The sequence below is a fragment of the Hylemonella gracilis genome (assembly GCF_004328645.1).
Lineage (GTDB): Bacteria > Pseudomonadota > Gammaproteobacteria > Burkholderiales > Burkholderiaceae_C > Hylemonella > Hylemonella gracilis_B.
Map to the genome: position 1 here is coordinate 614569 of NZ_CP031395.1, position 12398 is coordinate 626966.

Here is a 12398-nt window from a genome sequence, read left to right on the forward strand (position 1 = left end):
AGGCGCCCATTCGCCGCCCTAAGCTCGCGCCATGTCACTTGCCACGCCTTCCCTGGATTTCTTCGCTGACCTGTCGGTGCGCGTGGGCGCGCCACAGGAGGTCGGTGCCACCGTGCATGGCCAGCGCCGTCTCATCCCCATCCTGGGCGGTGAAGCGCGTGGCGTGGGGTGGGCGGCGCAGGTGTTGCCGGGTGGGGCCGACTTCCAGTTGACCGTCAGCCCGCGCCTGACCGAACTGGATGCGCGCTACGTGCTCGAAACCGATGGCGGCGACCGGATCTATGTGCACAACCGGGCGCTGCGCGCCGCCGCGCCCGAGGTCACCGCGCAGCTACTGCGCGGCGAGCCGGTGGACCCGGCACAGGTCTATTTCCGCTGCACGCCCAGTTTCGAGACCGCCTCGCCCGCGCTGGCCTGGATCACCGAACGTCTGTTCGTGGGCACGGGCGTGCGCCGGCCCGACCGGGTGGAAGTGCGTTTTTTCACCGTGAACTGAAAGCCGCCGGCTGGCAAACACCGGCATCGCCACATCAACACAATAGGAGACACACCATGCCCATCCCTTCCATGCTGCGCAGAGCCTTGCTGGCCAGCGCGACCCTGCTCGCCTCGCTGGGCGCGACCCAGGCCCAAGCGCAAAGCAGCTATCCCAACCGCCCCGTGCGCATCATCGTCGGCTTCGCGGCCGGCACAGGCCCGGACATCGTGGCACGACTGCTGGCGCAAAAGCTCTCCGAGAGCTGGGGCGGCCAGGGCGTGATCGTGGACAACAAGCCCGGTGCCGCGGGCCTGATCGCCGCCAGCGAGGCCGCGCGCGCCACGCCCGACGGCTATACCCTGATGCTGGGCGAGACCGGCCAGTTGAGCATCGCACCGAGCAGCTACAACAAGCTGCCCTACGACCCGTCCAAGGACTTCGCACCCGTGAGCCAGGTGGTCAGCGCCGACTTCGCGCTGCTGGTCAATCCGCAGAAGGTAGCGGCGAAGAACGTCAAGGAATTCGTGAGCTGGGTGCAAGGGCAGAAGGGATTTTTCATGGCCACCTTCGGCGCGGGCACACCGGGCCACTTCGGCGCCTTCATGTTCGGTGAAGCGGTCAAGCTCAAGCCCGAGGCCGTGCATTACAAGAGCACGGCCGACGCGCTGGGCGGGCTGTTCAACGGCGACGTGCAGGGGGTCTTCGCCAGTGTGGGGCTGGCCGCGCCGAACGTGCGAGCCGGCAAGTTGTTGGCCCTGGGCACCACGGGCCCGAGCCGCGCCGCCGCGTTGCCTGACGTGCCCACGCTGAAGGAGCAGGGTTATCCGTCGCTGGAGTTCAGCTCCTGGTTCGGCATCGTGGCACCGGCGCAGACGCCACCGGCCGTCCTGGCCAAGCTCAGCGCCGACGTGCGCAAGGCCGTCAGCGCGCCTGAAGCCCGCGCCAAGCTGGAAGAAGCCGGCTTTCGCGTGACGGGCACCGACGCCGCGGGCTTCGCCCGCATCATCGCCGCCGACACCGTGACCTGGGGCAAGGCCGTGGCCGCCACGGGATTCAAAGCGGACTGAGGCCCGCGGACCCACAAAAGGCCAAGTGCGGGCGCGAGCGGCCCGCGCGGCACGCCTCAACTGCGGCGAAGCACGGGACGCAAGCGCCAAGCGCTCAAGGGCCTGGTCAGCGCTTGGGCCCGGCGTCGATGCTTCGCCGTGCCCTGTCGCAGCAAATCCCAAGTCGTTCTCAGCAGCGGCCACGAGGCCTCGTGGACCAGGCTGACGGTGCCGGACGGAAATCCCGAGACCAGGGCCAGACCATTGCTGACGATCCGCACGCGCTCACCCGGGGCCAGAAAGATGTCCCCGGGCTGCCCGGTGACGGTGATCCAGAGCCGTCCCTGTGTGCATTCGATCCAGCAGCCCCGGGCCCGGCGAAACGCCACCGGTGTGTCTCCGTCCAGTTGCAGTCGCCCCTGCCCCAGCGATAACCACATGCCGCACCTCCGTCGTGTTGTTGATGAAGAGCGGCCAGTCTAGGGAGGGACGCATGCTCAGTACAGTCTCAATACAGCAAAATTGTGATCGGCACAGTCGTGAAAGCGGGCGACTGTGCTGGTGACGCCACCCCCCAACTGTGTCTGTCCAAGGTCAGGGCCTGCACCGACAATAACAACCCACTGTCGTTTCCCTCCCATCCAGGACAGCCGCATGGCTATGGCTCCCTCAAAGGTCAGTGCGAAGAATCCCATGGCGTTGCGCTACCAGCGTCTGGCCCAGGAGTTGTCCACCATGATCGCCACGCGCATCCTGCGCCCCGGCGATCGTTTGCCCTCGGTACGGCGTCTGGCCAGCGAGAAGCGCTTGTCGGTGTCCACCGTGGTGCAGGCGCTGCGCCAGCTGGAAGACGATGGACAGATCGAGGCGCGCCCGCAGTCCGGCTTTTTCGTCCGCCTGCCCGCGCTCGAACCGCTGTCGCCCCCGGCGGCGCTCTCGCGCCGCGCCATCCACCCCGTCACCGTCGACATCAGCAACCGGATGATCGGCATCCGCGCGCTGAACTATCAACCCGACATGGTCCCACTGGGCGCGGCATTGCCCGCGAACGAGCTGCTGCCCATCGCCCAGTTGCAAAAGCTCTACCGCACCGTCAGCCGAGACGCACCCAGCCTGCTGCAGGTGTCCGCCCACACCTCCCTGAATCAGCAGGAACTGGTGCGGCAGCTGGTGCGGCACTCGCTCAACTGGGGCCCTCCGCTGGCACCGGAGGAACTGGTGGTGACCAACTCCTGCACCGAGGCCTTGGCGCTGTGCCTGCGCGCGGTCACCCAGCCCGGCGACACGGTGGCGGTGGAGTCGCCTTCGTATTACCTGGTGCTGCAACTGCTCGAGAACATGGGCTTGAAAGCCCTTGAGATCCCGACTCACCCACGCACGGGCCTGTCGGTTGACGCGCTTGAACTGGCCACCCGCGCGCGTCGAGTCGCCGCATGCCTGCTGGTCGCCAATTTCAGTAACCCGCTGGGCTGCTTGATGCCGGACAGCGAGAAAAAACGTCTGGCCGATCTGATGGCGACCCGGCAGATACCGATCATCGAAGACGATGTGTTCGGTGGCCTGCATTACGGCGCGCAACGTCCCTGGCCGATCAAATCGTTCGACTCCAGCGGCAACGTGCTGCTGTGCGCCTCCACGTCCAAGACCCTGAGCCCCTCCTTGCGATTGGGCTACGTCGCTGCGGGCCGTTTCCACGCGCGGGTGGTGGTGCAAAAAGCCCTCAACTCCGGCGCCACCAATCCCGTCACGCAGGTCGTGCTGGCGCGCTACCTGGCGTCGACGGCTTGCGAGCGTCATCTGCGGAGCCTGCGGCACAGCATGGAGCGGCAGGTGCTGCGCATGTCCGATCTGGTTCAGCAGACCTTTCCGCCGGGCACGCGGCTGTCGCAGCCGCAGGGCGGGTTCGTGCTCTGGGTCGAACTGCCGGACGGTCGGGATGGCAACCGGCTGCACGAGCTGGCCACCGCAGCGGGCATCGCTTTCGTGCCCGGCGACATGTTCTCCGCCAGCGGCCTGTACCGCAACTGCCTGCGCCTCAACTGCGGCAATCCATGGACCCCGCGCATCGACGAAGCGGTCCGCACACTGGGCCGCATGGCCGCAAGCCTGCCGACAGCATCGTAGGGCGTGACGCAGGGCAAGTGTGCCGCCGCGCGCGGACCGTCTCGCCCTCCCCGAAACCCAGACGCGCGATGCATGCTTCAAGACGAAGCGGAAAGACCGCACGTTGGCGATGACGACGAGGACTCTGCGCGCGGCCTCAGGCCGAAGCAGGGCCGCAGCCAAGGCACGCGCCGAATCAGCGCAGTCAAGCCCCAACATCCTGCAAGCGTGCCCACGATCAACACGGCCGCCTCCAACGGCCGTGCCAAGCGCAGTGGGGCGAATTGCACGATCAACACGACGATGAGGGTCTGGTGCAAGACATACCAAGGGTAGACCTGCTCGTTGGCCCAGGCCAGCCACGGCCAGGGTCGGTTGAGCAACTGGTGCGCCCAGCCCAGGATGGCCAGCACCATCCACCACAGGTAGACATCCGCCACGAAGCGCACGACCCAACGCCCGAACCCGGACGACGCGGGAGCCAGCTGTGCGCGCAGCACGAAGAACACGACCAGCATCAGCAGCGCGCAGACCAGGATGCGCCCGCGCAAGCGCCTGGCCTCGGTCCACCAGTCCGTGTCTACCCCAATCCAGTATCCATAGAGAAAAAGCGTGAAGTACACGGCATGTGCCCAGGCATCGCGCAGCAGGTCTTGCGTGACCGGGAAACGCGGCCAAAGCAATCCGCTGTAAAGCAACAGGGGCAGAACGGGCAGCACCATCAGCCGCGCGCCCCGCAGACCACGGAAGGCATGCGCCAGGGCCAGCCCCGGCCGGCTTCTGAGCCAAGGCAGCAACAGGACCAGCGCGAATGTGTAGACCCAGAGGTAGGCCAGGTACCAGAGGTGGTTCCAGGTCACCCCCACTTCCCAGCCATCAAAAGCCCCTGGCGGCCAGGGCCCGCCCTGCACGTAGCGGATCAGGAAATCCATGAAGCCTGGGGCGATGGTCCCATTGGCGACGGCCTGCGCGTAAGGCTGGTAAGGCACGACCACGGCCATGCCGAAAACCAGCGGCAGGAGCAGCAGGCGGCTGCGCCGCCTCAGCAGCTTGCCCGCCCCCTGGTTCTGTCCACCCCCATGGCACAGCAGCCCGATGGACAGGCCGGAAATCAGGAACACAAGGTCCAGCCGCCAGAGGTTGAGCGCGCGCATGGGCCCCTGGAGCCAGGCCACGGGTTCGGGACTTTTGAGATGCCAATGCCAATCGGCCACGTAATACATGCCCACGTGGTAAAGGATGACCAGGGCAAAGGCCAGGGCGCGCAAGGCGTCGATGTCGTGACGACGGTGGTTCATGCCAGGCTCCGGAAATGGTGGACGGCCGAGATGGTGCACGCCGGGCGACCGCGCCACACCCTGTCCGGGACGGACGCGCGGCGATTTGTGACAAGCAGCGCCGAGCCGGGACGAATAATCTCGCCCCTGCCCTAGACTTGCGGGCATGTCCGACACCACCACCCACTGGCTCGCGCGTTACCAGCCCTGGCGGCGGACCGTCGAACCGGGTTTCTGGGTGCTCGTGCTGATCCTGCAGCTGCTGTTCAACAGCGTCACCACCTGGATCGACCTGCGGACCACGCCTTACTGGGAACCGCTGCTATGGGAAGCCACGAGCAACCTCATGGTCGGCCTGCTGATCCCGGTCCTGATCGCCTTCGAACGCCGCTTCCCCCTGCGCTGGGACACGCTGCGCGGCAACCTGCCCTGGCACCTGTTGGGCACGGTCGTCTTCTGCGCACTGCACCTGGTCGGCATGATGATCCTGCGTGACTGGGTCTACGTAGCGCTGGAGCAGCCCTATGACCGCGGCCCCTGGCTCACCGTGTTCAGCTACGAGTATCTGAAAGATGTGCGCAGCTACGTGCTGATCCTCGCCGCCGTGCTGAGCTACCGGCTACTGCTGCTGCGCCTGCAGGGCGAGGCGCGTGTGCTGGATGCCCCCGACCCACCGACGGGCGTGCCCTTGGACCCCTCGTTCACACGCGGCGCCTCGGTCGCGCCCGAGCGAAGCACGCGCCCTGAACGGTTCCTCGTGCGCAAGCTGCGCAAGGAGTTCCTGATCCAGGCCACGGACATCGAATCGCTGCAGGCCCAGGGCAACTACGTCGGCTTGCGGGTGAACGGGCACGACTACCTGCTGCGCTCGACGCTCAATGATTTTCTCGAACGCCTCGATCCGGCGAAGTTCGCGCGGGTCCACCGCAGCCACGCCGTCAATCTGGACCGCATCGCCGAGATCGAACCTACCGACGGTGGTGACGCCAGGCTGAAGATGAAGGACGGCAGCACCGTGCCCTGCAGCCGCCGTTACCGCGACGTGCTGCGCGCGGGCTGACGGTACGCCCTTGCAGCAGGCTCAGTTCGCAGGCGGAGAAGCCAGCGCTTCGTCCAGCAGCTCCACCCAATGCCGCACGGGTGTCTCGGTGCCACTTTGAAGGTGCGTGATACAGCCGATGTTGGCCGAGACGATGACCTGCGGCCGCAGTTCGGCCAGGTTCGTGAGCTTGCGGTCGCGCAGTTCCTGTGCGATCTGGGGCTGAAGCACGGAGTAGGTGCCCGCCGAGCCGCAGCAGAGATGCGGCTCCACGCGCGCGGTGTGAATCGTGAAGCCAAGCTCGCCCAGGTACTGTTCCACGCCACCACGCAGCTTCTGCCCGTGCTGCAGGGTGCAGGGCGGGTGATAGGCCAGGACCGGCGCCTTTTGCCGCAACCCTTCGACCCGCTCGGGGTGGGCGGTGCGCAATGTGGTGACGATCTCGGGCAGCAATTCGCTCAGGTCCCGGGTCAGTTCGCTGATACGCTCGGCCTTGGCCGCGTAGACCGGATCGTCGTGCAACAGGTGCCCATAGTCCTTGATCGTCACGCCGCAGCCGGAGGCGTTCATGACGATGGCCTCCACGCCCGGTTTGGCCCCCTCGCCCTGTGCCGGCTCGACATACGGCCACCAGGCATCGATGTTGGCCCGCATCTGCGCTTTCGCCGCGTCCTGGTCATTGAGGTGGAATTTCACCGCGCCACAGCAACCCGCGTTCTCGGCGACCAGGGTCTGGATGCCCACCGCATCCAGCACGCGGGCGGTGGCGCGGTTGATATTGGGCAGCATCGCGGGTTGCACGCAGCCCGCGAGCATCAGCACCCGGCGAGCATGCGTTTTTTTGGGCCAGGCGCCCGCCTCCTGCTTCGCCGGGACCTTGGCTTTGAGCGTCGTGGGCAACATGCCACGCACGGCCTGGCCCAGCTTCATCGCGGGCGCGAACAAGGGCGAGCTCAAGCCTTGCTTCAAGGTCCAGCGCAAGGCGCGTTCCGGCACCGGACGCGGCACCTTGGCCTCGACGATCTTGCGGCCGATGTCGACCAGCTGGCCGTACTGCACCCCGCTGGGGCAGGTGCTTTCACAGTTGCGACAGGTGAGGCAACGGTCCAGGTGCAATTGGGTGCTACGCGTGGGCGCCTCGCCTTCCAGCACCTGCTTGATGAGGTAGATGCGTCCACGCGGACCGTCCAGCTCGTCACCCAGCAGTTGGTAGGTCGGGCAGGTCGCGGTGCAGAAACCGCAGTGCACGCATTTGCGCAGGATGGCCTCGGCGGCGCGGCCATCGACCGTGCCTGCGAATTCGGGGGCGAGATGGGTTTGCATGGAAAGGCTCAGAAGTCCGGGTACATCCGGCCCCGGTTGAAGATGCCAGCGGGATCAAATTGCTGCTTCAGCGCACGGTGGATGCGCCCCAATGGCGCGGCCAGCGGGGTGAACACCCCACGCGCCTTGTCCTGCGCACGCGTGACACGAAACAGCGTGGCATGCCCTGCGATGTCGTTCAGACGGTCAGCGTCTCCGTGCAAGGGCAGCTTGAGCCAGCGCTGCGCGCCGTGCCACTCGATCAGCGTCGGGCCCAGGTTCAAGGCCGGTGCGGTGTCGGGCACGCTCAGGCGCAGGAGCGCTTCGCCCTCCTCCAGACGGAAGAAGGGCGCGGTCTGGTCGCGTAGGGCCTGCCACAGGCGCGCGGCTTGTGCGTCGTCCAGTCGCTGCCCGCCCAGATTTTTGCAAGCGGACTCGACCGCAGCCCGCGCACCGCGCAAGCGCAGCATCAAGGCGCCGTCGTGCCAGCACGAGGCATTGAGCGGCAGGGCTTGCCCGGCCCAGGTGTTGAGCCGCGTCAACGCCTCGGATTCATCCAGTTCAAAGACCAGCGTGGCCTCGGCCACCGCGCACGGCAGCACTTTGAGGCTGACCTGGGTGATCACCCCGAGGGTACCCAGTGATCCCGCCAGCAGGCGCGAGACGTCGTAACCGGCCACGTTTTTCATGACCTGTCCCCCGAAGGTCAACAACTCGGCCTTGCCGTTGAGCAGCTGAGCGCCCAGCACGTAGTCGCGCACCGCGCCCACGCTGGCGCGTGCCGGGCCATTGAGCCCGCTGGCCACCATGCCGCCCACGGTTGCGGCGCTTGGCGCAGCCACAGCGAACTCGCCACTGAAATGCGGGGGTTCGAAAGGCAGGTACTGCTGGTGCTCGGCCAGCGCGGCCTCCAGCTCGACCAGCGGCGTGCCCGCGCGCACGGTGACCACCAGCTCACTGGGCTCGTGACTCACGATGCCGGCATGAGCGCGCGTGTCCAGGATCTCACCCTGCATCACCTGCCCGTAGAAGTCCTTGCTGCCCCCGCCACGGATGCGCAAAGGGGTCTCATCGTCGAGGGCGGCACGCACGCGTGCCACGAGGTCTTGCAGGGCCGGTTCTACTTGCATCGCGCGATGTTAATCCAGGCCTCCTGACGCCCGTCGGCCTGCCGCTGGTCGGCAAGCGCCAGGACCCACCTATAAAAAAAGCCCGCCAGAGCCGTAGCTCTTGCGGGCTGAACCAGAGGAGACTCTCGCTTGCTCCGGCTGGCAGCCCGCTTGCGCGCGGCTACCGGCCTTTGCTCTTTGCAGGTCCCTCGGCGTATCAGCGGTTGTACGCGCTTTCGCCGTGGGCCGTGATGTCAAGACCTTGGCGTTCGTCTTCTTCGCTCACGCGCAGGCCGATGGTCAGGTCAACGATCTTGTAGGCGATGTAGGAAACCACAGCCGACAGGATCACCGTGGTGATGACGCCCTGGAACTGAATCCAGACTTGGCCGCCGATCGAGTAGCCATCGGCCACCTTGTTGGCGACGTAGTCGTACACGCCCGTGCCGCCCAGGGAAGGCGCAGCGAACACGCCGGTCAGCAGGGCGCCCAGAACGCCGCCCACGCCGTGCACGCCGAACACGTCCAGTGCGTCATCGGCACCCAGCAGCTTCTTGAGACCCGTGACACCCCACAGGCAGACCAGACCGGCCAGCAGGCCAATGATCAGCGCGCCCATGACGCCCACGAAACCGCAAGCCGGGGTGATGGCCACCAAGCCAGCAACGGCGCCGGAAGCAGCGCCCAGCATCGAAGCCTTGCCCTTGAACAGGGCCTCGGCGGTGATCCAGGACAGCGTGGCCGCGGCCGTGGCAATCAGCGTGTTGATGAAGGCCAGAGCGGTCAGGCCGTTGGCTTCCAGGTTGGAGCCAGCGTTGAAGCCGAACCAGCCCACCCACAGCATGGCGGCGCCGACCATGGTCAGCGTCAGGCTGTGCGGAGCCATGGCTTCCTTGCCAAAACCCAGACGCTTGCCCAGCACGTAGGCACCGACCAGGCCAGCGACGCCAGCGTTGATGTGCACCACGGTACCACCCGCGAAGTCCAACGCGCCCTTGGCCCACAGCATGCCGGCACCAGCGGCCACCTTGTCGAGCGAAGCGGCATCGGTGATCGCGTCAGGGCCCGCCCAGTACCAGACCATGTGCGCCACGGGCAGATAGCTGAAGGTGAACCACAGCACGCAGAACAGCAGCACGGCGGAGAACTTGATGCGCTCGGCGAAGGAACCAACGATCAGCGCGCAGGTGATGGCCGCGAACGTGGCTTGGAAGGCGACGAAGGTCAGTTCGGGGATGTAGACACCCTTGCTGAAGGTAGCGGCCAGCGAATCGGTCGTCACGCCCTTGAGGAAGAGTTTGTCGAAGGTGCCGTAGAACGCGCCATCACCACCGAAGGCCAAGGTGTATCCGTAGATCACCCACAGCACATAAATCAGGCAGGTCACGACAAAGACTTGCATCAGTACCGACAGCATGTTCTTGCTGCGCACCAGGCCGCCGTAGAACAGCGCCAGGCCGGGGATGGTCATGAAGATCACGAGCGCCGTGGCGACCGTCATCCAGGCGGTGTCGCCCTTGTTGGCGGAGGGCGCGGGCGCGGCTTCAGCGGCGGCGGGCGCTGCAGCAGCAGGCGCCGCGGCGGCGGGTGCAGCCTCGGCGGCCGGCGCGGTCTGCGCCCAGCTCACGGAGCCGGCCAGCAGGCCCAGCCCCACGATGAGTGAGAGGAGTAGTTTTTTCATGTGAGTTTCTCTTGGTCTCTTGGGTGGATGAATGTCAGAGCGCTTCCTTGCCGGTTTCACCCGTGCGGATACGGACAACCTGCTCCAAGTCGTACACGAAGATCTTGCCGTCGCCGATCTTGCCGGTGCGGGCCGAGCCTTCGATGGCTTCGATCACGCGCTCGACCAGCTCATCCGAAACGGCGGCCTCGATCTTGACCTTGGGAAGAAAGTCCACGACGTACTCCGCGCCGCGGTACAGCTCGGTATGACCCTTTTGGCGGCCGAAGCCCTTGACCTCGGTCACGGTGATGCCCTGCACCCCGATCGCCGAGAGGCCTTCACGCACCTCGTCGAGCTTGAAGGGTTTGATGATGGCGGTAACGAGTTTCATGCGTTCTCCTGGTTTGAAATCAAGCCCGGCTGCACATGGCAAACACCAGACAGGTAGTGCGGATTTGCAAGGAACGTGCCACCTTGGCGACGCTCCGTTTCCCTGGTCAGCTCTCGTCCGGGATGGCGGTTTTTTCCACATCCATGACCGTGTCCCGGTGTCGATCACCGGCCTCGATCATTTCCCTTCCATCCATCCTGTCAACCCATCCTCCCGCACACGCACGCTCCATGCCCGGCGCCGCACCCACTAATGCACCAATAACGTGCAAATTCACGATGTCCAGCCCAAAATCCGGCGCTTTTTTGCAAGGTTTCGCATCGTATTGCCCCGGCCCTGTCTTTTTCTGCACCGTTTTAAGGAGATTTGCATGAGCCTCTCCCTGGTGCGCAGCCGCGCCTTGCGGGGGCTGGAAGCAGCGATCGTCAGCGTGGAGGTGCACCTCGCGCCGGGCCTGCCCAGCTTCACGCTGGTCGGGCTGGCGGAAACCGAAGTCAAGGAAGCACGCGAACGAGTGCGCGCCGCCCTGCTCCACAGCGGCCTGGTTTTCCCGCATGACCGTCGCATCACGGTCAACCTGGCTCCGGCCGACCTGCCCAAGGATTCCGGACGCTTCGACCTGCCCATCGCGCTGGGCCTGCTGGCCGCCAGCGGACAGATCGATGGCGCGGCACTGGCCCGCTATGAGTTCGCGGGGGAGTTGTCGCTCTCGGGCGAGCTGCGCCCGGTGCGCGGCGCGCTGGCCATGGCCCTGGCCTTGCGTGGACAGACCAGCCGCCTGGTACTGCCACCCGGCAGCGCGGAGGAGGCCGCGCTCGCACCCGACGCCGAAATCTACCGTGCCGTGCACCTGCTGGACGTGGTGCGGCAATTCCTGCCCGAGGATGGGGCGCAGGCGGCGGCGACCGATTCGGGCTGGACGCGCCAGACACGGCCCGCGCTGCCGACCGGCTTGCCAGCCGCACCCGATCTGACCGACGTGAAAGGCCAGGCCGGGCCCAAACGCGCGCTCGAAATCGCCGCGGCGGGCGGCCACAGCCTGCTGATGAGCGGCCCGCCCGGCACCGGCAAGTCCATGCTGGCCGAACGTCTGAGCGGTCTGCTGCCACCCATGAGCACAGAGGAGGCACTGGAGAGCGCCGCCCTGCTGAGCCTGGCCGGACGCTTCACGCCCGCGCACTGGATGCAGCGCCCCACGCTCAGCCCCCACCATACCGCCAGCGCCGTCGCACTGGTCGGCGGGGGTTCGCCACCCCGGCCCGGCGAGATTTCACTCGCGCATCACGGCGTCCTTTACTTGGACGAACTGCCTGAGCTTCCCCGCGCCGCGCTGGAAGCCCTGCGCGAGCCGCTGGAGACCGGCCGCATCCGCATCGTGCGCGCTGCGCGGCAGGCTGAGTTCCCCGCGCGCTTCCAGCTCGTGGCCGCCATGAACCCCTGCCCCTGCGGCTACCTGGGCGCCACGCACCGTGTCTGCCGCTGCACGCCCGACCAGATCCGGCGCTACCAGGCCCGGCTGAGCGGGCCCCTGCTGGACCGCATCGACCTGCATGTGAGCGTCAACGCCCTGCCACCAGGGGAACTGCTGGATGCCTCCACGGGAGAAAGCTCCGCCACCGTGCGGGCGCGCAGCACGGCGGCACGACAACGCGCGCTGGCGCGCCAGGACAAGGTCAATCATGCACTGAGTGGGCAGGACATCGAGCGCGCGATCCAGGCCGAGGACGGTGCCCTGCGCTTTCTGCGCCAGGCGGCGGAACGCCTGGGCTGGAGCGGGCGCGGCCTGCATCGCACGCTGAAAGTCGCCCGCACCATTGCCGATCTGGGTGGCGCCGAACACATGACGACCGAACATGTGGCCGAAGCCCTGCAGTACCGCCCCGTGCTGCCCGCCTAGCCTCACCGCAGCTCGCCACGAAAAACACCCCAGACGCTGGAACGCTGTCCAAGGTCTGGGGTGCGATTCACTCGGGGACCTTCATGTCCCCTG

12 protein-coding genes are annotated in these 12398 nt (G+C 66.5%); 5 read left to right on the forward strand and 7 right to left on the reverse strand.

What is annotated here, in order from left to right:
- Window positions 1-31 precede the first annotated feature (31 nt).
- Together DW355_RS03065 and DW355_RS03070 are read left to right on the forward strand one after the other, a co-directional pair.
- Entirely contained in the window at window positions 32-496 is a 465-nt protein-coding gene (locus DW355_RS03065) for a DUF3237 domain-containing protein (RefSeq protein ID WP_131277896.1), read from the forward strand.
- A 56-nt stretch (window positions 497-552) separates the two neighbouring features.
- Window positions 553-1545 (forward strand): Bug family tripartite tricarboxylate transporter substrate binding protein, encoded by a 993-nt coding sequence (locus DW355_RS03070; RefSeq protein ID WP_131277897.1) that lies wholly within the window; start codon window positions 553-555, stop codon window positions 1543-1545.
- Between the two features lie 56 nt (window positions 1546-1601).
- Here the strand turns inward: DW355_RS03070 and DW355_RS03075 are convergent, their stop codons facing one another.
- A complete protein-coding gene (locus tag DW355_RS03075) occupies window positions 1602-1964 on the reverse strand; it encodes a DUF2917 domain-containing protein (RefSeq protein ID WP_131277898.1) in 363 nt (120 codons plus the stop codon).
- 253 nt (window positions 1965-2217) lie between these two features.
- On the opposite strand from DW355_RS03075, the gene DW355_RS03080 reads away from it, so the two are divergent.
- On the forward strand, window positions 2218-3648 hold the full coding sequence (locus tag DW355_RS03080) for a PLP-dependent aminotransferase family protein (protein ID WP_131277899.1): 1431 nt from the start codon (window positions 2218-2220) through the stop codon (window positions 3646-3648).
- Window positions 3649-3725: 77 nt separating this feature from the next.
- On the opposite strand, the gene DW355_RS03085 is transcribed toward DW355_RS03080, so the two are convergent.
- Window positions 3726-4925: an acyltransferase family protein gene (locus DW355_RS03085; RefSeq protein WP_131277900.1), complete on the reverse strand. Its 1200-nt coding sequence runs from the start codon at window positions 4923-4925 to the stop codon at window positions 3726-3728.
- 145 nt (window positions 4926-5070) lie between these two features.
- Here DW355_RS03085 and DW355_RS03090 point away from each other — a divergent pair, with 145 nt between their 5' ends.
- Window positions 5071-5964 carry a LytTR family DNA-binding domain-containing protein gene (locus tag DW355_RS03090; RefSeq protein WP_131277901.1) on the forward strand — a complete coding sequence of 298 codons (894 nt, stop codon included), beginning with the start codon at window positions 5071-5073 and terminating at the stop codon, window positions 5962-5964.
- 21 nt (window positions 5965-5985) lie between these two features.
- On the opposite strand, the gene glcF is transcribed toward DW355_RS03090, so the two are convergent.
- The 5 genes from glcF to DW355_RS03115 all read right to left on the reverse strand — a co-directional run bounded on the left by glcF (window position 5986) and on the right by DW355_RS03115 (window position 10760).
- Window positions 5986-7266, reverse strand: coding sequence for a glycolate oxidase subunit GlcF (gene glcF / locus DW355_RS03095; protein ID WP_131277902.1), 1281 nt, complete (start codon window positions 7264-7266; stop codon window positions 5986-5988).
- An 8-nt stretch (window positions 7267-7274) separates the two neighbouring features.
- Window positions 7275-8375, reverse strand: coding sequence for a glycolate oxidase subunit GlcE (glcE, locus tag DW355_RS03100; protein WP_131277903.1), 1101 nt, complete (start codon window positions 8373-8375; stop codon window positions 7275-7277).
- 196 nt (window positions 8376-8571) lie between these two features.
- Entirely contained in the window at window positions 8572-10035 is a 1464-nt protein-coding gene (locus tag DW355_RS03105) for an ammonium transporter (protein ID WP_131277904.1), read from the reverse strand.
- Window positions 10036-10069: 34 nt separating this feature from the next.
- Window positions 10070-10408, reverse strand: a complete 339-nt coding sequence (gene glnK, locus DW355_RS03110; RefSeq protein ID WP_131277905.1) for a P-II family nitrogen regulator — start codon at window positions 10406-10408, stop codon at window positions 10070-10072.
- A gap of 106 nt (window positions 10409-10514) precedes the next feature.
- Complete coding sequence (locus tag DW355_RS03115; protein ID WP_131277906.1) at window positions 10515-10760, reverse strand: hypothetical protein; 246 nt, start codon at window positions 10758-10760, stop codon at window positions 10515-10517.
- Between the two features lie 18 nt (window positions 10761-10778).
- On the opposite strand from DW355_RS03115, the gene DW355_RS03120 reads away from it, so the two are divergent.
- Window positions 10779-12305 (forward strand): YifB family Mg chelatase-like AAA ATPase, encoded by a 1527-nt coding sequence (locus DW355_RS03120; RefSeq protein WP_131277907.1) that lies wholly within the window; start codon window positions 10779-10781, stop codon window positions 12303-12305.
- Window positions 12306-12398: the final 93 nt, after the last annotated feature.